Here is a 22,556-nt window from a genome sequence, read left to right as displayed (position 1 = left end):
AGCGACTAGAGAGTCGCTGGGTTTCTCCCCCCTTTCTTACACATCTGACGAGCATTTCATTGCCTGAACCAAGATGAGCGATAAAACAACTCCGAGCAATAACAGCTTTTTGAACGACGCGGGTAATCGTGCCTTAATTTTTCAAATTTTGCTGCTAGCGATGGTGGTCTTTGCGGGTTATTACTTATTTAGTAATCTTCAAGCCAACCTCGATAACCGAGGGATTTCCACTGGTTTCTCATTTTTTAATGAGCCTGCTGGTTTTCCAATTCTTATTCACCTTATTGAATACACCGAAGCTAATACTTACGGACGAGCGTTTGTTGTTGCTTTAATCAACACCTTCGTAATCTCTCTATTAGGTATAATATTAGCCACTATTATTGGTGTAATAATGGGCCTAGCCCGTTTATCAAAAAACTGGTTAGTGGCACGTTTAGCAACTGTCTATATTGAAACATTGCGTAACATTCCATTATTGTTGCAGATGTTCTTTTGGTATTTTGCGGTACTTGCTGCGCTACCAGCACCTGCTCAAAGTTATGAGTTTGCCGATTTTTTACTTAACAAACGCGGCATCTACTCACCAAACCCAATAACCCAAGATGGCTTTGGATTGGTAATCGTCGGTTTCATCCTATCGATTGTCGCATCTATCGGAGTCATCGTTTGGGCCAAAAAACGCCAAACTAGAACAGGATTATGGTTTCCTGCTTATTGGGCTTCATTGGGTGTCATTGTTGGTATTACCTTTATCTTTCTTGCCATGGCAGGGTTTCCAATAGAGTTTGATTTACCAACAAAAAGTCGCTTTAACGTGACTGGTGGCATGGTGCTACCGCCTGAATTTGTTGCGGTATTAGTTGCCCTATCAACTTACACTGGCGCTTTTATTGCCGAGATCGTTCGCGCTGGTATTTTGTCCGTAAACTGGGGACAAACCGAGGCAGCTCGCTCTTTAGGCTTACGTGATAGCATGACACAGCGTCTAATTGTCTTGCCTCAAGCGTTGCGCGTTATTATTCCGCCACTAACAAGCCAATACCTTAACTTAGCGAAAAACTCTTCTTTAGGGGCTGCTATTGCATACCCTGAATTGGTAGCTGTCGTGATGGGTACAACGCTGAACCAAACAGGTCAAGCGATTGAAACCATTGGTCTTTGTATGTTGGTTTACGGTTCATTGAGTCTATCGATTTCGGTATTCATGAACTGGTACAACAACAAAATGTCATTAATTGAGCGCTAGGAGGCAGATCATGGCTATTATCTTTAAACCATCACCAAGCCTCCCACCACCGGTTACATCGGTTGGTGCCGTGGCATGGGTACGTCAGAATTTATTTTCGTCCCCGCTTAATATTTTTCTAACGTTCTTTAGTATCTACATATTGTATTTACTACTTCCACCCGTTGTTGAGTGGGCTTTAATTAATGCTACTTGGGAAGGTTCATCTAAAGCGGCCTGTACTGCTGGCGGTGCTTGTTGGGCTTTCATCGGTGTGTATTTTGATCAGTTCATGTACGGTTTGTATCCAGAAGCAGAAACATGGCGTATTAATTTAGCCGTGATTCTATTAGTGGTTATGGTTGGTGCTTTTGCCATTAAGACGATTAACAAACTGTATCTTTCTATCGCTATTATCGTTGCTTACCCCATTGTGGCTTACTTCTTGTTTGCTGGTGGTGTATTTGGTCTAGAAGTAGTAGAAACCTCTTTATGGGGTGGCCTTTTCCTTACTGTATTACTTGGTGTTATCGGTATTGTGGCATCTTTCCCATTAGGGATAGTGCTGGCTCTTGGTAGACGCTCAGAGATGCCAATTGCGAAGTCTGTTTGTGTGGTCTTTATCGAAACCATTCGGGCTGTACCACTAATCACTATCTTGTTCATGGCATCTGTAATGATTCCATTGTTCTTGCCGGAAGGTTTGAACTTCAACAAGTTATTACGTGTTCTGATTGGTATTACTTTATTCTCTGCAGCCTATATGGCCGAAGTGGTTCGTGGTGGTCTACAGGCAATTCCTAAAGGCCAATATGAAGCTGCTGACGCAATGGGTTTAACCTACTGGCAGTCAATGATTCTGGTTATTTTGCCACAGGCACTAAAACTAGTTATTCCAGGCATAGTGAACTCCTTTATAGCTTTGTTTAAAGACACAACCTTGGTGTATATCGTTGGTATGTTTGACTTCTTGGGTCGAATTCAGGCCGCTAACCATGATTCAAACTGGTTAGGAACTACCATTGAAGGTTATGCCTTCGCAGCCTTGATTTATTGGGTTATCTGCTTTGGTATGTCACGTTATAGTATGGCACTAGAGCGTAAGTTAGAAACTGGGCACAAGCGAAATTAGTTAGGAATTTGAGGTCTTTATCATGACAAATACAAATATGGCTCGTGCCCAACTTGCGCAGGGCGAAGAAGCAATCATCGAATTTAACGATGTAAACAAGTGGTACGGTGATTTTCACGTACTAAAAAATATAAACTTCAGTATCAAGAAAGGCGAGCGCATCGTTGTGTGTGGCCCTTCCGGTTCTGGTAAGTCAACCATGACGCGTTGCATCAATCGTCTAGAAGAACACCAGAAAGGAACGATTCTGGTTGATGGCGTTGAGATGAACAACAACCTAAAGAACATCGAAGCGATCCGTAAAGACGTGGGCATGGTGTTTCAACACTTTAACTTGTTCCCTCACTTAACCATTTTAGAAAACCTGACTTTGGCGCCAATCTGGGTGCGTAAAACGCCTAAGAAACAAGCAGAAGAAATGGCTATGCATTACTTGGAGCGAGTAAAAATCGCTAACCAAGCGCTGAAATATCCAGGTCAGTTATCTGGTGGTCAGCAACAACGTGTAGCGATTGCGCGTGGTTTATGTATGCAGCCTCGTATCATGCTTTTTGATGAGCCAACATCAGCACTTGATCCTGAAATGATCAAAGAAGTATTGGACGTAATGGTTCAGTTAGCAGAAGAAGGCATGACCATGGTGTGTGTAACACACGAAATGGGCTTTGCTAAAACCGTTGCTGACCGTGTTGTTTTCATGGATGCCGGCGAAATCGTAGAAGCTAACGAGCCTCACGAATTCTTCGACAATCCTCAACATGACCGTACGCAAATGTTCTTAAGTCAGATTTTGAATCACTAATCACTTACTATTCAGAACTAGTACTTAAAATCTGTTATATTGACAAAGCCCCTTATCGGGGCTTTTTTATGTCAGCCATTTTAGCAGGAAAATGTATGGAATCTTCCGTAGACCTTCAGCCAAACCAAAGATTACGGGTGGTACATTTAGCTGATCATACAGGCCGTCTTCAGGTTATTTTTCCTGACAGCAACATGCTGGATATTTCTGCGGTTTCCCGTATTACTAAGCGTCGTTTTGAACCCGTCAGCAATTTTCAAAGCTCAGGCGACCCGCTGATCAAGCCAAACAGTATAACGACCATTCTAGAAGCTAGCATGCTAAAGGATGCTATGTTTTCGATACGAACTAAAGTAGATGGCCAATATCATGATATTAGCTCTGTAGAGTTAGCCGAGATGTTCTCTGGCCCATTGAACCGTTTTGAAGCTATTTCCATCAATACACAGCTCATAAAGCGTCCTGTCGATAATCACGAAAACGACGAAGAACAGATTCTCCATGCACTTGGGCGATTTCAGTCCATTCGACTCAAGCAGCGTATCGAAGAGACATTAGAAATCCCGCCTCTGCCTGCGTCATCTCACCGCATTATTCGCCTGTCAGCAGATAAAACAGCGGGAACAGATGAACTGTGTGAGGTCATTGCACTAGACCCAAGTCTGGCAGCTCAAGTTATCAGTTGGGCGTCATCCGCCTATTATGGTGCACCGGGCACCATAGAATCGGTAGAGGATGCGATCATTCGAGTGTTAGGTTTTGATATGGTGATGAATTTGGCCCTTGGGCTGTCGATGGGCAATGCGTTTCAAGCCCCTCAAGACGGCCCGCGTCACTATGAAGACTTTTGGCTCGATTCCGTATCAAATGCCGTATTGATGGAATCCTTAGTAAAAACTATGCCAGTTCCGAACCGTCCAAAGCTAGGCCATGCCTACCTTGCTGGTTTGCTACACAACTTTGGTTACTTGGCGATTAGCACTATTTTACCACCGCATTTTTCGATTCTGTCACGTTATCAAGAAGCTAACGCTCACTTGTCTTCTGAATTAATAGAAATGCAAATACTGCACTTTACCAAGGAGCAATTAGGCTCTTGGCTATTGCGCTATTGGAGTTTGCCTGACAACATTTGGACGGCCATTCGCTATAGTAAAAAACCTCATTATTATGGTGAGCACGCCATTTTGGCAAGACTGCTGTATGTGTCATCTCAGCTGCGTAATAACGCAGCCATTGAGCCATCAGTGTTGTTAGAAATTGGATTGACTCAAGAAGAAGCCGAAAACTGTAGAGATAATATTTACCAAAAATCTACCGAGCTCCATAAAATGGTCGCTTTAATTAATAAAATGAATACCTAGTTAATTATGACGTTAATGAACTCTTCTGCCGCGCAGCAATTTGACTATCGTTGGTCACCTGTAGATCAGATTAATAAGGTAAAAGTACCTAAAAATCTATGGCCTTGGCTTATTACTGAAGATTCCTTGACGGCAAAACTTAAAAGCCTAGGAACATTAACAGTTGATGTACTTGAAGATACTTGGGGAACCCCAACTGCGAGAGAACGAAAACGCCTAAAGTTGCGGCCAAGAGAAGCCGCACGTATTCGTACCGTCTTGCTCAAAGTCGACAACGAAGCCGTGATTTATGCTCGCTCGATCATTCCTGCCAGGTCTTTAAAAGGCCATTGGCGACAAGTAAAACATTTAAAAGACAAGCCATTGGGCGGCTACTTATTTCAACATAAAGGGCTATCTAGGAGTTGTATTGAAGTCACTCAGCTGCCAAAACGTATGTTTCCAAACCAACCTAGTGCGTTATGGGCAAGGCGCTCTGTGTTCCACCAGTTTGGCCCTGGAATATTGGTCAATGAAGCTTTCTTTGATGAAATTAACCAACTAAAAACGCCGTTTGGATTGTTATGAACAAACTTAAAGACTACGCAGAATTAACTCGATTCAACCGCCCTATCGGCTCATTTTTGCTGATGTGGCCAACATTGTGGGCGCTATGGCTGGCAGCCGATGGTATGCCTCAATGGCATTTGGTGATTATCTTTATTTTAGGTGTTTTCAGCATGCGCTCAGCGGGCTGTGTCATTAACGACTACGCGGATAGAAAAATCGATGGTTTTGTTGATCGCACCAAAAATCGCCCTTTGCCTTCTGGTCGAGTATCCGAAAAAGAAGCGCTGATGCTGTTTTGTGCTTTATCGATTTTAAGTTTTATCCTAGTGCTATTTACCGATCTGAGGACTATTTTACTGTCGTTTGCAGGTTTGGGCCTTGCTGCACTGTATCCATTTATGAAACGATATACTCATCTGCCTCAGCTTTTCCTTGGTTTGGCCTTTTCTTGGGCGATCCCTATGGCCTACAGCGCCCAAGGTGGGGACTTAACAGATCCCGAATTATGGATGTTGTTTGTCGCGAATTGCTTTTGGACCATTGCTTATGACACGTATTATGCAATGACAGACCGTCCAGATGATCTCAAAATAGGCGTCAAATCCACCGCAATCTTATTTGGGCAATACGATTTATTTGTCATTGTTTGCCTGCAAGGGCTAACCTTATCTTTATTGACGTGGATTGGCCTACTAGCAGGACTACATTGGCTATACTTTGTATCACTAATCGTTTGTGTCGGACTCTTTTATCAACAATTTAAACAAGCAAAAGAACGCGACCGCCAAGCTTGCTTCCGATCTTTTTTAGATAACAACCGCGTTGGTTACTGTGTCTTCATTGGTCTAGTCGCAAGCTATTTTATGTAATATATGGCAAAGTTGTGACAATGTAACCGAATTGTCACATTAGATCGCTTTAATGAAACCGTTCCTGAGATGAGGATAAATCCTGTGACCGGTAAAAAAGTATTAATTATTGACGACGAATCTTCCATACGCGAAATGATCGCCATCGCTCTTGAAATGGCAGGCTACGAGTATTTGGAAGCAGAAAACATTCAGCAAGCGCATGAAATCATTGTGGACCACCGTCCAGATCTAATTCTTGTAGATTGGATGATGCCCGGCGGTAGCGGTATTGAGCTTACTCGCAGATTGAAAAAAGACACTACGACGGCTGAAATTCCGGTCATTATGCTGACCGCGAAAAGTGAAGAAGACAATAAGATCCAAGGTTTAGAAGTTGGCGCGGATGATTACATCACCAAGCCTTTCTCACCTCGTGAATTAGTTGCACGACTCAAAGCTGTCTTGCGCCGCGCGACACCTCAAGGGGTTGATGAGCCAATCGAAATCGAAGGCCTAACCCTTGATCCAATTAGTCAACGAGTTACCATAGGCAGCCGTCCTTTAGATATGGGGCCGACAGAATACCGTCTATTAAAGTTTCTCATGACCCATCAAGAGCGTGCCTATTCAAGAGCACAATTGTTGGATCAAGTATGGGGTGGAAATGTCTACGTTGAAGAACGTACCGTTGACGTCCATATACGTCGTTTACGCAAAGCCATTGGTAGTACTCATGATTTCTTGATACAAACTGTACGAGGAACAGGCTACCGCTTCTCAGCAAAAAGGTCCGTATGAAAACAGTTTGGCGAAACACCATTATTACTTGGCTCGCGGGGCTCGCAGCCTGCATTGTCATAGGCCTAGTCATTGGTCAGTTGTTGGGTGTTTTGCTGCTGTACGTTTTAGGCTCTTTGTACTGGCAACTTTATCAGCTATATCAATTCCATAATTGGCTGCGTCATTCTGGTCGTGCAGCACCGCCAGAAGCCAGTGGAATTTGGGGTGAAGTATTCGATGCAGTCTATCGATTGCATAAGAAACAGCGCAAATCCAAACGTCGCATGCGCCAAGCCCTAACAAGAATTGAAAGCTCTACAACCGCCTTAAAAGAAGGCGTTATCATGGCTGATAACCAAGGCAACTTGGAATGGTGGAATAACTCGGCAGCACATTTTCTTGGATTAATGCGTCCTGTCGATCGCGGCCAAGTGATTACCAATATTGTCCGTAGTCCTGAGTTTTTCCGATACTTCAGCCAAAAACGCTTCGGTGAACCTTTGGTCATCAAGTCTCCAGCCAAAGATGGCGTGTATTTAGAAATTCAAACCACGCTGTACGATAAAAACGATCACTTGATTTTCGTTCGTGATGTGACCCGCTTACACTTGCTAGAGCAGATGCGTAAAGACTTTGTCGCTAACGCATCACATGAGCTGAAAACGCCGCTAACGGTCATTAAAGGCTATTTAGAAACCCTAGACATGTTTAAGGACAGCCTGCCCAAAAGCATGCAAAAAGGCATTGTGAATATGTCAGAGCAGTCTGAGCGGATGGAACAACTTATCGAGGATCTGTTACTGCTGTCTCGATTAGAAAGTAATGACAAGCGTGAAGAAAACCAATGGCATAAGGTCTCAGACCTAGTAAAAACCATTACCAATGCGACCACGCCTATCTTGACTGACAAACATACTCTTGTCTTGGATATCCCTGTGGAAGCTCGACTGTACGGCTCTTATAAAGAGCTATACAGTGCTTTTTCGAATCTAATTTTTAACGCCATAAAATACTCACCAGATGGTGGCGAAATCGCTATTAAATGGGAATCCAGTGAGTTTAACGGTGTATTTTCGGTGAAAGATTCCGGACTGGGCATAGAACCAAGATACATTCCTCGACTCACAGAACGGTTTTTCCGCGTCGATAAAGGAAGAGGATCGAAAACTGGCGGTACAGGTCTTGGCTTAGCCATCGTAAAGCACGTGTTATTGCATCACGATGCCAAACTACAAATCCGTAGTCAGCCAGGTTTCGGCAGCACGTTTTCTTGCCACTTCCCAGCGAATCGCACCAGAAACGATACAATTCCGGCGATAGCATTTAATACCGACGACACACCGCCAACAGACCAATAATAAAAAAGGGACACATGGCATTCATGCGTCCCTTTTTACATCATTCAAATCAAACCCGAAAATACTTATAGGCTATCAAACAACTGGCTAATAAACGCCTCTTTCTCGCTATCCTGATCGATTAAACTCAAGATAACCGTCAAAAAAGTAGAATCGTGTTTTTTCTCTGTGGTAGCGACGGATTGAACATAATAATTCAAACGATTCATCGCGCCCTTATGTTCCAGATCCAATACCGCCTGCCCCAAGACTTGTGGCACAACATCATCACTCTTTATAAACATCGTTGCTTCAGTTTTACTAAACTGAATAATCATGCAGCGAAATTGTTTTCCCTCAAAACGTACTTGAGTTGGAATTTTAACGTCTTTAACTGTCACAACTGGTGCGTCTGGATTCGTAAACTTGGTAGCCTTCACAGGAGTGCTTTTGCCTGCTCCCATTAATACATCCAGCGATGCCGAACTGACGCCACCAGGCGAGACAGATTCACGGGCTTTTTGAGACGTCAGCTTCTTTTCAAGTCCATGCTTTTTCGCAGCCGATATGACTTTGTTAGCGAGCTGTTCACTAGAAAATGGTTTGCCTAGATAATCCGTCACACCTGATTGAACAGCTTCCACCACATGGCTTTTATCACCACGGCTAGTAATCATCACAAATGGCACGTCTTCTTTTTTGTATTTCGGTTGTTCTCGGCACCACTTAAGCAGCTCAACGCCTGTCATTTCAGGCATTTCCCAATCGCACAACACCATATCAAACTGAATTTTATTTAACATTTGTTGTGCTTTACGTCCATTCACCGCCTCTTCAATTTCAACCGCAGGAAACTGCTTACGCAATGTGCGCCGAATCAAGTCACGTGTAAAAGAGGCATCATCTACTACCAAAATTTTTAACGACATCACAAAGTTCCATTAGTACGATCTAACAAGGCAGAAAAATCCCCATGTTGTGATCTGAAAACCGAAATCCACAATAATGTGGCAGCTACAACAGCAATCGGCATAACGAATAGGTTAAAGAAAGGAATCGTCAAACCAACCATTACTATGCCGCCAAATGTCCAACATAACAAAGGTTTGGAGCGTAATGCCATTCTCATATCATGAAATTTAACCTTATTATTATCAAAAGCATAATCCATATATTGCAGGGATAACATCCAAGCCGAAAACAATAGTAATAATACTGGAGCAATAACATTAACAAGAGGGATAAAAGACAATAACAGTAACAAAATAAAACGAGGTAAAAAATACAATATTTTCTGGAATTCTCGCTGTAAACTGCGACCAACTATCGCGATAAGAACGCCAGCCGTCAGCGTTTCATCAAAAACCTTCCCTGTTTCCTTTTCTTCTACTTTTTCTGCTAGAAACGCCATAAAAGGCGCCGCCAAAATATTCACACCTACTGAAAAACTATAGAACAAAAGTACACTAATAATAGCGGCAAATATCAAATAAAACAGCCAATTTAAAAAGGAAACCCACTCAGGTAGATATCCCATTGCCGAGTCCATTAAGGTCTGAAAATAGCTAAAAGCGACCATATATAATAAGCCGACTAAAACAAAATTCGCCAACAAAGGAGCCAATATAAACAGTCTTAAGTCTTTCGAAAAAACCAAGGGAAACGCTTTTAAAAAAGCCCCAGCGGCTTTAAATGGGTGTGTGATCACGATGCTGTATTACTCCTGAATTTAAACCTTTTCATCAAATTTATCTAAGAACCACAGAATATCATGACGACTTTCGCGGCTCCACAAAGCCTTTCAAATTGAAGGTTCATAAACTGAAACAGCAACGCCTTCAAGCCTTATAGACACCAAACATGCAATTTTCACCGCTCTTTTATAAAGCTTACATTTATTAGACGCATGACCTGATACGCAATTTCGATTGTGACCTTTATCGAATTGGTGAACTATGAAACCGTAAGACGAATACGAACCAGTGCAGGTATCGCGTCTGAATATAAAAAGCACATACACAAAAGCTAACTCACAAGGGACAATATAAAAATGAAAATGACATTACTCGCCAGTGCTATTATGGCTACATCTATCTTCACTCTAGAAGCTCAAGCTGCTGACGTACCAGCAGGCGTAGAATTAGCGGCTAAACAAGAACTTGTTCGTGGTGGTGGTGCAGAACCCGCAACCCTTGATCCACAAAAAATGGAAGGCACACCAGCTTCTATCCGTTCTAAAGATCTTTTTGAAGGTTTATACAACCAAGATGGTGACGGTAACCAAGTACCAGGTGTCGCAGAAAGCTATGACGTAAACGCCGACAACACTCAATACACCTTCCACCTCCGTAAAGATGCCAAATGGTCTAATGGTGACCCAGTCACAGCAGAGGATTTTGTTTACGCTTTTACTCGTGCTGTTGACCCTGCACTTGCTTCTCCATACGCATGGTTCATGGAAATTCCATCTATTGTTAATGCGACTAAGATCATCGCTGGTGAAGCCAAACCTTCAACTCTTGGTGTAAAAGCATTAGACGCCCACACATTCCAGGTCACACTTGAACGTCCAGTGCCTTACTTTGTAAAAATGACCTCTCATCAAACCATGTTCCCTGTACCGAAAAAAGTGGTCGAGAAATGGGGGGATAATTGGACAAAACCAGAGCATATGGTGTCTAACGGCGCGTATAAAATGGACGAATGGGTCGTGAACGAAAAAATGGTTTTCACCCGCAATACGAACTATTGGAATGATGCCAAAACAATCATCAACAAGGTTACCTATTTACCAATTGAATCACCTAATGCTGAGCTAAAACGCTTCCAAGCGGGTCAAATGGATCTTAGCTATGAGATACCAAATGACCACTTCAGACAGCTCATGCGAGACATTCCTGATGAAGTTGTCGTTACGCCAAAACTAGGCACCTATTACTACCAATTCAACGTAACAAAAGCACCATACAACGATGTTCGAGTACGTAAAGCTTTGTCCTATGCCATTGATCGTAACGTAATCACAAAGTTTGTAACGGGCACTGGTGAATTACCTGCGTATTCTTTCACACCAGAAGTAGTAAACGACTTCTCTCCAGCAACACCTGAGTACGCAACTTGGTCACAAAAAGAACGTGACGATAAAGCCAAGGCTCTATTAGAAGAAGCCGGATACACTCAAAGCAACCCTCTGTCTTTCAGCTTGCTTTACAACACCAACGAAAACCATAAGAAAATCGCCATTGCGATTGCTTCTATGTGGAAAAAAACCTTGGGCGTTAACGTTACCCTGGAAAACCAAGAGTGGAAAACTTACCTAGAAACGAAAAAGCATCAACAATTTGATATTGCACGTGCGGGTTGGATTGGTGACTACAACGAAGCCTCTACTATGTTAGATCTTCTAACAACAACTCACGGTAATAACGACGGTAAGTACAGCAACGCAGAATACGACAAGCTTTTGCACGATGCCCGTACCATGCAGCACCCTACCGAGAACTACAACAAAGCAGAAGAAATCGCCATTGAACAAGACATGGCAGTTGCTCCTATTTATCAATATACCGAAAAACGTTTAGTAAAAAGCTACTTAGGCGGTTACATGCCTAATCCAGAAGATAACGTTTACGTGCGAGATATGTACATCATCAAGCACTAAGGCGCTGTTTATAGATTGAATAGTACTTAAAAATTAAAAAGTACTTTGTGTTAAACCATGCCCAGTGCTTTAGCGCTGGGCATCTCTTGAATTCCCTACAGGTTCCTAGCATTAGCCGCCATTTATAGCGCCTAGTCCGGTAATTTTTATGCTGACATTTATTTCAAAACGCATTTTAGAAGCCATTCCAACATTATTAATTTTGATTACGGTTTCTTTTTTCTTAATGCACTCTGCTCCAGGCAGCCCATTCTCCAGCGAGCGTACTTTGCCGCCAGAAGTATTGGCAAACATTAACGCCAAATACCATTTAGATGAGCCGGTCATTAATCAATATTTTTATTACCTTGGTGGCTTACTTCAAGGCGATCTAGGACCTTCTTTTCGCTATAAAGATTTCACCATTAACGAACTGATTGCACAGAGTTTTCCTGTCTCTGCTGAAATCGGCATTTGGTCTTTTCTTGTCGCTCTGCTCATTGGTGTGGGCTGTGGCATTATCGCAGCACTGCGCCAGAACTCTTGGTTAGACTATGGTGTCATGGGCTTTGCAAACCTTGGGATCGTGCTGCCGAATTTTGTTTTGGCTCCTTTGTGCATCCTGTTCTTCTCTATTTATAACCATTGGTTACCGCCCGGTGGCTGGAATGGAGGGGCTTGGCCTTATTTGGTGATGCCTGTTATTGCCATGTCCACTAGCTATATTGCGCAGATCGCACGTATTACTCGCGGTAGCATGATAGAAACCATGCACTCCAACTTTATCCGTACCGCACGAGCAAAAGGCCTACCGAAGTATCGCATAATCTTTCAGCATGCTTTGCGCCCCGCCATGCTGCCTGTTGTTTCCTATCTTGGGCCTGCGTTTGTCGGCATCGTGACAGGTTCTGTGATTGTAGATGTGTATTTTGGCACCGGCGGTATTGGTCAGCACTTTATTAATGGCGCACTGAATCGCGACTATTCCATGGTCATGGGTGTCACCATTTTGGTCGGTACATTAACGATTCTATTCAATGCCATCGTCGATATTTTATACGCTGTTATTGATCCGAAAATTCGCTACTAAGGCCTCCTATTATGATTACTACAAAAGACAAAATTCAGGCCGTCGAACAGTTCGCCGAAAAAGTGGTGGAAGTCGAAGGTCGCAGTTTATGGCAAGACGCTCGTCGTCGCTTTTTTTCTAACCATGCCGCTGTAACCAGCTTAATTGTACTGACTATTATTACGGCAATTGCTTTGCTAGGCCCGTTTTTCAGCCAATGGAATTACGACGATATCGACTGGGAAGCGCTATCTGATATTTCTACTTTGGGCCGCCCAAACATTGAAAACGGTCATTATTTTGGTACCGACACTCTAGGCCGTGATATTTTTGTTCGTACCATGCAAGGCGGACAAATCTCGCTATTGGTCGGCATCATGGGCAGCGCGGTAGCTATTGTAATAGGTACGCTTTACGGCGCGGCATCGGGTTACATAGGCGGTCGCGTTGACAGTGTCATGATGCGTTTCTTGGAAATTCTTAACTCTTTCCCTTTCATGTTTTTCGTGATCATTTTGATGACCTTGTTTGGTCGCCATATCTTCTTGATCTTTGTCGCCATTGGCGCGATCTCTTGGCTCGACATGGCGCGGATTGTTCGCGGCCAAACATTGAGCCTAAAAAACAAAGAATACATCGAAGCGGCTTACGCTTGCGGCGTGTCTACACCAAAAATCATCTTGCGCCACATTGTGCCAAACGTACTCGGTATCGTGGTCGTTTACGCTACTTTATTAGTGCCGAATATGATCTTGCTTGAGTCTTTTATCAGCTTCTTAGGACTCGGTGTTCAAGAACCAATGACAAGCTGGGGCGCATTGATTTCTGAAGGTGCTCAGAATATGGAAATAGCTATATGGCAATTGGCTTGGCCGCTTAGTTTCCTTGTCGTTACTCTGTTTTGTTTTAACTTCCTCGGCGATGGCTTACGCGATGCGCTTGATCCAAAAGACCGCTAAGGAGACCTTATGAGCTTATCAAATACAAAAAATTTGCTAGAAGTTAATAATTTACGAGTTAACTTCAGAACCCCAGATGGTTTTGTTACCGCAGTGAATGATCTGAACTTCACACTGGCACAAGGGGAAACCCTCGGCATCGTGGGTGAATCTGGTTCTGGTAAAAGCCAAACCGCTTTCGCTCTTATGGGATTGCTAGCCGGCAATGGTGTCATTGAAGGGGAAGCGCGCTTTAACGAGCAAAATATTCTTACCCTGAATGAAAAAGCCATGAACCGCATCCGCTCCAAAGAAATTGCGATGATTTTCCAAGATCCAATGACTTCATTGAATCCTTATATGAAAGTCGGTAAGCAGCTAATGGAAGTCTTAATGCTACACAAAGGCATGAGCAAAGCCGAAGCCTTTGAAGCCTCGGTCAAAATGCTCGACGCGGTGAAAATGCCCGAAGCGCGCAAACGTATGAACATGTACCCGCACGAATTTTCTGGCGGCATGAGACAGCGCGTGATGATCGCTATGGCCTTGTTATGCCAACCTAAGCTGTTAATCGCTGATGAACCAACCACCGCCCTAGACGTAACCGTACAAGCTCAGATTCTGACCTTGCTAAACGAATTAAAAGACGACTTCAACACCTCCATCATCATGATCACTCATGATTTGGGCGTGGTCGCTGGCTTATGCGACAAAGTGTTGGTGATGTACGCCGGACAAACGATGGAATATGGCACCGCAGAAGATGTGTTTTATCGCCCTACGCATCCGTATACGCAAGGTTTATTAAAAGCCATTCCACGCCTAGATGCCGATGACGAAAAACTATCGACCATTCCAGGCAATCCACCAAACTTATTGCATATGCCATCTGGCTGTCCGTTCCAAACGCGCTGTGAATTTGCTAAAGAGCGCTGTGGAGAAAGCATGCCCGAGCTAAAAGAGTTTGCACCGGGTCAACTACGAGCTTGTCATAAATCCGTTGATGGATGGATCGCCTAATGAACACTTCAAATAACGTATTAATGGAAGTGAATAACTTAAAAGTCCACTTCAACATAAAGTCAGACAATGCATGGCCATGGGAAAAAGGCCAATCACTAAAAGCAGTAGATGGCGTTAATTTAACTATTTATGCTGGGGAAACTCTCGGTGTGGTAGGCGAATCTGGTTGTGGTAAATCCACGCTCGCGCGAGCTTTACTGCGTCTTGTGCCAATCACCGAAGGTAATGTGGTTTGGCTAGGTCAAGACCTAACGGATCTGGACAAAAAACAAATGCGCAGCAAGCGCCAAGAACTGCAAATGATCTTTCAAGATCCATTGGCGTCTCTTGATCCTCGTATGACAGTGGGCGATATCATCGCCGAACCGCTTAGAACCTTTCGTCCAGAACTATCAAAAGAAGCAGTAAAAGCTGAAGTTCGTAACATAATGGATCGCGTGGGTTTATTACCTAACGTGATTAACCGTTATCCTCATGAGTTTTCCGGTGGCCAGTGCCAGCGTATCGGTATTGCTCGCGCTTTGATCCTCAAACCAAAATTAGTTGTATGTGACGAGCCTGTTTCAGCGTTGGACGTTTCCATCCAAGCTCAAGTGGTCAATCTGTTAAAAGAGTTGCAAGCGGAAATGGGCTTGTCTTTGGTGTTTATCGCTCACGATTTAAGTGTGGTAAAACACATTTCAGACCGTGTATTGGTGATGTACTTGGGCAATGCAGTTGAATTAGCCAGCAAACGAGCGCTTTATGAAAACCCTCAGCACCCATACACCAAAGCCTTGATGTCTGCTGTGCCTGTACCGGACCCAAAAGTAGAGCGTGGTAAGAAAATTCAGCTCTTGACGGGGGATTTACCCTCTCCGATAAGTCCGCCGTCTGGTTGTGTTTTCCGTACGCGTTGCCCCCATGCAAATGAAGGTTGCGCGCAACAAAAACCTATCTTGCAAGTGTTATCAAATGAGCACCAAGCCGCCTGCTCGCGTCTTGCTGACATAACTTAATACATCTATTAAATACGAAGAAGATACAGGCAAAACCAATTAAGCCGTTTTGAGGTTTCTCAATTAAGAGTACCAAAAACGGCTTAATTGTCTCTAAAACCCGCTATTCTTTCATTTCAAAGCTAGTATTCATCACACAAGCTCGCTATTTTTGTCTATCATAGAGTAAAAATCAGTCAAGCAACTAAGTTAGGCTCTTATTCATGCGTTTATGCTCTTCTTATACAAATCTAAATCCTCTTGTATTACTGTTTTTAGGTGTTATTTCTATTGCGTCCTACGCAGCAGATAAACCGAAAGGTAGAGTAATACTGACTGTATCTGGGGCGATTAATACCTCAAATTCAGAACAAGAATCGGCTTTTGATTTAGCCATGTTAGAGACCTTGCCACAACATTTCATTACTACCCATAATCCATGGACAAAAGGCATTCACACTTACCAAGGTTTTTCTGCCGCGGACCTATTAAAACAGTTAAGTAGTACAGCTACATTTTTACAAGTCACAGCTCTTAATGAGTACATGACTGAAATCCCCCTTAGTGACTTTACGGAAAACGGCGCGATTTTAGCAACTCATCTAGACGGAAAGCCGATGAGTGTTAGAAATCTCGGTCCCATTATGGTGATCTATCCATTCGATGAGCGTGAAGAGCTCAAATCAGAAATATTTTATGGTCGCTCCATCTGGCAAATTGATCGCATCAAAGCAATTGTGGTAACGGAGTAAAAATGGAGCGCTTGTTTAAGGGGAATACTTGGCTATCCAAATTCAAGCTATGGGTACTGTATGGTTTTATAGCTTTTATTATTGCCATCACCATTGCTGTATTCGGCATTATCACTTACACCAGTGATAGCTCAAAAAACAACAGTCGGCGCGTTTTTGAAAGCTCTTTATGGAACACTCTACAACTACAAATACAATCATATCGTTTTCTTAATTACTTAATAGCATTAGAAGATAGCGATTACCCTCTGAACGGCAATGCCTTCTTTGAATATGACTTGCTAATGAGTCGAGTAGACTTGCTTAGACAAGGAGATGTTGGCTCTCTAATTCGCACTTTCGAAGGAGGACGTACAACGAGGCTATTGAATATTATTAACGGTGAGTTAGAGCTACTCAGTTTCAATTTATCTAAAATAGAAAATGGCGATACTTCCTATCTACCCGACTTAATTGAACGTATTCAGCGTATCGAAGATCAAATCAACGAATTTGTCACTTTAGTAAACAAAGGCAGCAATGAGTTCATCAGTAACCAACATAGAACCTTGCAGAAAAACTTAGATGATATTCAACTGCTCTCAATGGCACTGTTAGCCTGTTTACTGTGTTTATGCTTTTTTACAGTAAAAGGATTAACTGAACTTAAAAATGTCATCAGGCGTAACAAAGATCTTAAGCTAGGCATCCAAACAATTAACGAAGATAAAGCCAATTTACTCTCCTTCGTGAATCAAGAAATACGCTCTCCTATAAATGCTATTCTAGGAACGGCTAAAACACTAAATTGTACGACGTCAAAAAATGACATAAAGGTGCTATCAAAGCATATTGACGAATCAGGTCATCAATTACTTCAAACCATAGAAATGCTCTCTGACTTAGCATTAATTGATGCCAAGCAGCTAACGCTTAATCCAACGATCGAGTATCTCCAAAATAGTGTTGAAGATTGCCTTGCTATTTTTGAGCCTCAGATGGCGCGGAAAAACTTACAAAGCATCCTCTATATTGACCCTCTTTTGCCCAAAGATATCAGCCTAGATTTTATTAGGACGAAAGAAATCATTGTTGCGCTGCTGCAAAATGCCATCACACATACGCCATCAGGTAGCATTAGTTTGCAAATTAGACCCTCAGCACTAAGTGCGCCTCAAATGCCACTAGCTACAGACACAAAAGAAATCCGAGTACTACAAATTGCCCTTAGAGACACTGGGCTAGGCATGCCAAATGAGTTACAACAAAATTTAAGAGTAAACCCGTATTTACCTATGCAAAAAGAAGGACCTCTACCCAGTAAAGTCGGCTTGAGTCTGGCGTTATGCCACAAATTGGTTTATCTAATGCAAGGTGAGATGCATTTTTCCTGCGCACCGCAAAAAGGCTGTGAATTTTGGGTAGATATACCTTTTTATGTACCCAACGATTGCCCGTCGACAAAACAGCTAAACTTTCAATGCCCAGATCAAACGCAAGCATTGATCATTGAAACAGACATACACCTAGCTAAAATTATTAGTTTGCAGCTAGCAGCATTTAATATCGACGCAGTTATTTCAAAAGATGGTAGTCTGCAAGAATACAAAAACTACGATATGGTTATTCTGGGTAATACTCCTAGATTCGAACGCGATGGCAATGATGCACTACAACAATGGAAAACAAAGTCATGCCCTATTCTTGGCTATCACCCTCAAGCGGTTAACAACTCAGAATACCCAATCATACCTTTACAATTTCCACTTACTCAGACCCAACTAGAGCCAATTATTGCGAGCCTCTTTTCATATCAAACAACAGCATCCCAAGAAACATCGTCAAAGGCCCATAAAAATGATTGATCACGACCATTTAGATTCTCTTATTCAGCTACTAGGAAAGGACACAATTAACACAATACGCTTGGAGTTTGTTGACGACAGCAATGAGAAAATGGCCCAGCTCATGCAAGCTTGGGAAAAAAGAGACCATCAAGAATTGAAGCAAGTGAGTCATTCACTCAAGTCCGCCAGTTTAAATATGGCTATGCAGATATTTGCTAAACAATGCCAGTTGATAGAAACAGCAGCAACACAGCATAGTGAGCAAGGAATGCAAACCATCATCGATGGCCTGCCCGCCATTCATCAAGCATCACTAGACGAGCTTGAAGCGTACTTTTTATAACAAAAAATTAACACAGTTAAATTGACCAGCTAAAATCTGTAGCTTCAATAAAAGTCGCTACAAAAGACTCTAGACCGGCTTGGTCAACATCAGAGAATCGACCTACTTTTGGGCTATCCATATCAAACACAGCCATTAGCTGACCTCCCACCACAACAGGAATGACGACCTCGCTCGCCGATGCTGCATCACAGGCAATATGGCCGTCAAATGCGTGAACATCTTCAATACGTTGAGTCTGCAAAGTAAGTGCTGCCTTACCGCATACTCCGCGACCGAATGGAATACGAGTACAAGCCACCTTACCCACATAAGGCCCGAGTACTAATTCCTCGCCACGAGCAAAATAGAAACCCGACCAATTCAGATCCGTTACAGTTTGCATAACAAACGCTGAAAATTGCGACGCATTACAGATAAAGTCTCGTTCTCCACTTAGCAGCGCCGCTAGCTGAGCATTGAGTGCTTGATAGGACTCTTCAAGAGAGCCAGTAGAATGAGTTTCTATGGTAAACATCGTATTTCACACCAGTTAAAACGAAAGCCTGATGATAACAAAGTCGATGAAAAGAAGAAGATAGGAAAGGCAATAATAAAAAAGATAAAATCAGCAAAAGTCGATCTCTTGGCTTACCGATAAAACCAAGAGATCAACGACATTTATTTCTTACTCATATCAGCAGAAAGATCGTTTACGTTCACATGACGAACATCAACACCTTTCACCATAAAGATTAAATGCTGACAGGTATGACGAGCATGATCGCCAATACGCTCCAAAGAACGTAATACCCAAATCACGTTAATCACACGAGAAATACTACGTGGATCTTCCATCATATAGGTCACCAAAGAACGCATTGCAGTATTGTATTCTTGATCCACAGTACGATCTTGTTTAGCAACCTTAATAGCCGCTTCAATGTCTAAACGCGCATAGGCATCTAAAGAATCATGAATCATGCGTGACACCATTTGACCGATACGATTGATCTCTACGTAACCACGAGGAGACTCGCCTTCATTGATCAGGTTTAATGTCAGATTAGCTATTTTCTTCGCTTCATCGCCAATACGCTCTAGCTCACTTACCGCTTTACTAATCGACAAAACCATACGCAAATCAGATGCTGCAGGTTGGCGCTTAGCCAAGATACGACGGCACTCTTCGTCAATTAAGCCATCTAGCTGATTTACTGTAGCATCTTGGTTTTTCACGTCTTCTGCCAAAGAGCCGTTCGCGTCTAATAAAGCCTGTACCGCGTCTTGCACTTGGTTTTCAACAACACCACCCATGGTCAAAAAGTGTTGGCGAAGCAGTTCCAGCTCGTTGTTAAACTGCTGAGAAATATGATCCGTTGTTAATTCTTTCATAATGCGTCCTCCGCCTAGCCGTAGCGGCCCGTGATGTAGTCTTCTGTTTGTTGTTTGCTTGGGTTTGTGAACAAGGTGTTCGTGTCGCCAAACTCAACCAAATCACCCATGTACATAAACGCTGTGTAGTCAGACACACGAGCTGCTTGCTGCATGTTGTGTGTCACAATCGCGATCGTGAATTCATTTTTCAACTCATGAATCAGTTCTTCTATCTTCAAGGTTGAAATAGGATCTAACGCTGATGCAGGCTCATCCAGCAATAACACTTCTGGTTTTACCGCAACCGTACGAGCGATAACCAAACGTTGCTGCTGACCACCAGACATTCCCAATGCGCTTTCGTTTAGACGGTCTTTTACTTCGTCCCACAAAGCCGCTGAGCGCAGTGCCCATTCAACGGTTTCGTCAAGCAAACGCTTTTTATTGATGCCTTGAATACGAAGGCCGTAGGCGACATTTTCATAAATACTTTTTGGGAACGGGTTTGGCTTCTGGAACACCATGCCAACACGGCGACGTAGCTCAGCAACGTCTGTGCCCTTAGCGTAAATGTTCTCATCACGTAAGTTAAGCTCACCCGTAATACGGCAACCATCTACCAAATCATTCATGCGGTTAAAACAACGCAATAGCGTCGATTTACCACAACCAGAAGGCCCGATAAACGCAGTCACCTTCTTCTCTGGAATAACCATGTTAACGCCTTTCAGCGCTTCTTTTTCACCGTAATACAGGTGCAAATCGTTTACAGATAGGCAAACGGTTTCATCTTCAATGCGCAACGCCTGTTGGCTACGCTGCATTGCTGAAATATCAATTGAGTGTGTTTTAACGTCGCTCATAATAATCTCTTCTCCGCCGCTTACATTTCCAGCGATTTGTATTTTTCACGTAAATGATTTCGGATCGTTACTGCTGACAAATTCAGCAAGGCAATAACCACCACAAGCAATAAGGCTGTTGCGTACACAAGAGGTCGTGCCGCTTCCACGTTTGGACTTTGGAAACCAACGTCATAAATATGGAAACCTAGGTGCATGAATTTTTGATCTAAATGGATGTAAGGGTAATTACCATCCAATGGCAATGATGGCGCTAGTTTCACTACACCCACCAACATCAATGGCGCCACTTCGCCTGCCGCACGAGCGACCGCCAAAATAACCCCAGTCATGATAGCCGGACTCGCCATTGGCAAGACCACTCGCCATAAGGTTTCCGCTTTCGTTGCACCCAATGCCAAGCTGCCTTCACGGACGTTGCGAGGAATACGTGACAATCCTTCTTCGGTTGCCACAATCACCACAGGCACAGTCAATAGCGCCAGAGTAATAGACGCCCACATCAAACCACCGGTACCAAAGGTTGGTGATGGCAAGGCTTCTGGGAAGAAAGCTTGGTCAATGCCGGAACCGAGGAAGTAAATAAAGAAACCTAAACCAAATACACCGTAAACGATAGAAGGTACACCCGCCAAGTTATTTACCGCGATACGAATAATACGAGTTACCCAACCTTGAGATGCATATTCACGCAAATAAACTGCCGCAACCACACCAAATGGTGTTACCAGAACCGTCATCAGTAGAACCATCATGACCGTACCGAAAATGGCTGGGAACACGCCGCCTTCTGTATTGGCTTCACGCGGCTCGTCTGACAAGAATTCCCATAATTTAGTGAAGTAAAAACCCATCTTCTGAGGCACACCCATCGCATTAGCGCGATAAGCATGAACAATTTTCGCTACTGGCATTTCATGCACAGAGCCGTCCATCACTTGCACAACAAATGTATCGCGGTTGATTTTGGCATAAAGGTCGATCAGGCTTTGCTGAAGGCCTTTGTACTCTTCATCGTATTGACCACGTTCTGCCGCAAGATCTGCGGCTGCCGCTGGTGTTAGTTTGTTTTCTAGTTCTAAACGACGTTGCTCAAGACGAATACGCTCAAGTGCGTAGTTGATCTTACCAATGTCTTTTTTCTCAATTTCATGAATCTCATCGAAAATAACCGCTGCACGTTCAATGCTCTTCTCAAACGTATTCCAAGTCGCCATAGCCGAGTCAGTTGGCGTCAGGTCTGTGGTTTCAGAAACGATCTTGCCATCTTCTTTCACTGCTTTAAGGTAGCCATATAAGTTACCCCACTCACGACGCTCAGCGGTGAATAACATTTCTGGACGCTTAGTGTCTGTTAGATATTCATCGATGACCCAACGGAAATCTGAACCGTACACGTCACGGTTACCGGTTTTCATCAAAGTACGTTGCATCAACTGATGTTGATCTGGAATAGCAATACCCGCTTCACGTAACTGAGCTGCTGGTACTTCTACGCTTTCAACTCGTTCAGCAACAAGATTGTATTCCGATTCACCAGGTAAAGCGTAATGCGTTTCTACCACATCCGCTGGCCAAAAATGCCCTAGACCACGAACGGCAATAAGTAATAACAAACCGACGACCATGATGACAGAAATCGCCACGGCACCCGCATTTAGCCACACCCATGGATCACCAGACTTGACCCATTCGGATACGGATTTTTTCTTCATTTTCATTGGAG

Annotated in this window: 22 protein-coding genes; 16 read left to right on the top strand and 6 right to left on the bottom strand. The window is 43.2% G+C overall.

What is annotated here, in order from left to right; all coding sequences use genetic code 11:
- Positions 1-73: 73 nt before the first annotated feature.
- The 8 genes from BUA59_RS09040 (at position 74) to phoR (ending at position 8,064) form a co-directional block, all read left to right on the top strand.
- Positions 74-1,249, top strand: a complete 1,176-nt coding sequence (locus BUA59_RS09040; protein WP_072839385.1) for an amino acid ABC transporter permease — start codon at positions 74-76, stop codon at positions 1,247-1,249.
- Between the two features lie 10 nt (positions 1,250-1,259).
- The gene (locus BUA59_RS09035) at positions 1,260-2,360 is read left to right on the top strand and encodes an amino acid ABC transporter permease (protein ID WP_072839384.1); all 1,101 of its coding nucleotides are present in this window, start codon (positions 1,260-1,262) and stop codon (positions 2,358-2,360) included.
- A gap of 22 nt (positions 2,361-2,382) precedes the next feature.
- Entirely contained in the window at positions 2,383-3,162 is a 780-nt protein-coding gene (locus tag BUA59_RS09030; RefSeq protein WP_012072056.1) for an amino acid ABC transporter ATP-binding protein, read from the top strand.
- Between the two features lie 95 nt (positions 3,163-3,257).
- Positions 3,258-4,526, top strand: a complete 1,269-nt coding sequence (locus BUA59_RS09025; RefSeq protein ID WP_072839383.1) for an HDOD domain-containing protein — start codon at positions 3,258-3,260, stop codon at positions 4,524-4,526.
- Positions 4,527-4,532: 6 nt separating this feature from the next.
- Positions 4,533-5,093 carry a chorismate--pyruvate lyase family protein gene (locus tag BUA59_RS09020; RefSeq protein WP_072839382.1) on the top strand — a complete coding sequence of 187 codons (561 nt, stop codon included), beginning with the start codon at positions 4,533-4,535 and terminating at the stop codon, positions 5,091-5,093.
- Positions 5,090-5,944: a 4-hydroxybenzoate octaprenyltransferase gene (gene ubiA, locus BUA59_RS09015; protein WP_072839381.1), complete on the top strand. Its 855-nt coding sequence runs from the start codon at positions 5,090-5,092 to the stop codon at positions 5,942-5,944. Before BUA59_RS09020 ends, ubiA begins: the two co-directional genes overlap by 4 nt.
- An 84-nt stretch (positions 5,945-6,028) precedes the next feature.
- Positions 6,029-6,724 carry a phosphate regulon transcriptional regulator PhoB gene (phoB, locus tag BUA59_RS09010; protein ID WP_048814168.1) on the top strand — a complete coding sequence of 232 codons (696 nt, stop codon included), beginning with the start codon at positions 6,029-6,031 and terminating at the stop codon, positions 6,722-6,724.
- Positions 6,721-8,064, top strand: coding sequence for a phosphate regulon sensor histidine kinase PhoR (gene phoR / locus BUA59_RS09005; RefSeq protein ID WP_072839380.1), 1,344 nt, complete (start codon positions 6,721-6,723; stop codon positions 8,062-8,064). The genes phoB and phoR overlap by 4 nt, the downstream gene beginning before the upstream one ends.
- Before the next feature lie 65 nt (positions 8,065-8,129).
- Here phoR and BUA59_RS09000 read toward each other — a convergent pair whose 3' ends face one another.
- Positions 8,130-8,972: a response regulator gene (locus BUA59_RS09000; RefSeq protein WP_012072062.1), complete on the bottom strand. Its 843-nt coding sequence runs from the start codon at positions 8,970-8,972 to the stop codon at positions 8,130-8,132.
- The gene (gene cysZ / locus BUA59_RS08995) at positions 8,972-9,751 is read right to left on the bottom strand and encodes a sulfate transporter CysZ (RefSeq protein WP_012072063.1); all 780 of its coding nucleotides are present in this window, start codon (positions 9,749-9,751) and stop codon (positions 8,972-8,974) included. Before cysZ ends, BUA59_RS09000 begins: the two co-directional genes overlap by 1 nt.
- Before the next feature lie 342 nt (positions 9,752-10,093).
- Here cysZ and BUA59_RS08990 point away from each other — a divergent pair, with 342 nt between their 5' ends.
- The 8 genes from BUA59_RS08990 (at position 10,094) to BUA59_RS08955 (ending at position 18,611) form a co-directional block, all read left to right on the top strand.
- Positions 10,094-11,704 carry a peptide ABC transporter substrate-binding protein gene (locus tag BUA59_RS08990; protein ID WP_072839379.1) on the top strand — a complete coding sequence of 537 codons (1,611 nt, stop codon included), beginning with the start codon at positions 10,094-10,096 and terminating at the stop codon, positions 11,702-11,704.
- 148 nt (positions 11,705-11,852) lie between these two features.
- The gene (gene oppB, locus BUA59_RS08985; RefSeq protein ID WP_072839378.1) at positions 11,853-12,773 is read left to right on the top strand and encodes an oligopeptide ABC transporter permease OppB; all 921 of its coding nucleotides are present in this window, start codon (positions 11,853-11,855) and stop codon (positions 12,771-12,773) included.
- Positions 12,774-12,784: 11 nt separating this feature from the next.
- Positions 12,785-13,711: an oligopeptide ABC transporter permease OppC gene (gene oppC, locus BUA59_RS08980; RefSeq protein WP_072839377.1), complete on the top strand. Its 927-nt coding sequence runs from the start codon at positions 12,785-12,787 to the stop codon at positions 13,709-13,711.
- Between the two features lie 9 nt (positions 13,712-13,720).
- Positions 13,721-14,710 carry an ABC transporter ATP-binding protein gene (gene oppD / locus BUA59_RS08975; RefSeq protein ID WP_072839376.1) on the top strand — a complete coding sequence of 330 codons (990 nt, stop codon included), beginning with the start codon at positions 13,721-13,723 and terminating at the stop codon, positions 14,708-14,710.
- Complete coding sequence (gene oppF / locus BUA59_RS08970) at positions 14,710-15,711, top strand: murein tripeptide/oligopeptide ABC transporter ATP binding protein OppF (RefSeq protein WP_072839375.1); 1,002 nt, start codon at positions 14,710-14,712, stop codon at positions 15,709-15,711. The genes oppD and oppF overlap by 1 nt, the downstream gene beginning before the upstream one ends.
- A gap of 203 nt (positions 15,712-15,914) precedes the next feature.
- A complete protein-coding gene (locus tag BUA59_RS08965) occupies positions 15,915-16,442 on the top strand; it encodes a putative pterin-binding protein (protein ID WP_072839374.1) in 528 nt (175 codons plus the stop codon).
- A gap of 2 nt (positions 16,443-16,444) precedes the next feature.
- Complete coding sequence (locus tag BUA59_RS08960; protein WP_072839373.1) at positions 16,445-18,286, top strand: sensor histidine kinase; 1,842 nt, start codon at positions 16,445-16,447, stop codon at positions 18,284-18,286.
- A complete protein-coding gene (locus tag BUA59_RS08955; RefSeq protein WP_072839372.1) occupies positions 18,279-18,611 on the top strand; it encodes an Hpt domain-containing protein in 333 nt (110 codons plus the stop codon). The genes BUA59_RS08960 and BUA59_RS08955 overlap by 8 nt, the downstream gene beginning before the upstream one ends.
- Positions 18,612-18,627: 16 nt before the next feature.
- Here BUA59_RS08955 and BUA59_RS08950 read toward each other — a convergent pair whose 3' ends face one another.
- The 4 genes from BUA59_RS08950 to pstA form a co-directional block, all read right to left on the bottom strand.
- Positions 18,628-19,128: a GAF domain-containing protein gene (locus BUA59_RS08950; protein WP_072839371.1), complete on the bottom strand. Its 501-nt coding sequence runs from the start codon at positions 19,126-19,128 to the stop codon at positions 18,628-18,630.
- 143 nt (positions 19,129-19,271) lie between these two features.
- Complete coding sequence (phoU, locus tag BUA59_RS08945; protein ID WP_072839370.1) at positions 19,272-19,985, bottom strand: phosphate signaling complex protein PhoU; 714 nt, start codon at positions 19,983-19,985, stop codon at positions 19,272-19,274.
- A 14-nt stretch (positions 19,986-19,999) separates the two neighbouring features.
- The gene (gene pstB / locus BUA59_RS08940; RefSeq protein ID WP_072839369.1) at positions 20,000-20,830 is read right to left on the bottom strand and encodes a phosphate ABC transporter ATP-binding protein PstB; all 831 of its coding nucleotides are present in this window, start codon (positions 20,828-20,830) and stop codon (positions 20,000-20,002) included.
- A 20-nt stretch (positions 20,831-20,850) separates the two neighbouring features.
- The gene (gene pstA, locus BUA59_RS08935; RefSeq protein WP_072839368.1) at positions 20,851-22,551 is read right to left on the bottom strand and encodes a phosphate ABC transporter permease PstA; all 1,701 of its coding nucleotides are present in this window, start codon (positions 22,549-22,551) and stop codon (positions 20,851-20,853) included.
- Between the last annotated feature and the right edge of the window lie 5 nt (positions 22,552-22,556).

Origin of the sequence: Marinomonas polaris DSM 16579, from assembly GCF_900129155.1 — a bacterium.
GTDB classification, from domain to species: Bacteria; Pseudomonadota; Gammaproteobacteria; order Pseudomonadales; family Marinomonadaceae; genus Marinomonas; species Marinomonas polaris.
Note: the sequence above shows the minus strand (reverse complement) of the source record. Positions and strands in the feature narration are given on the sequence as shown.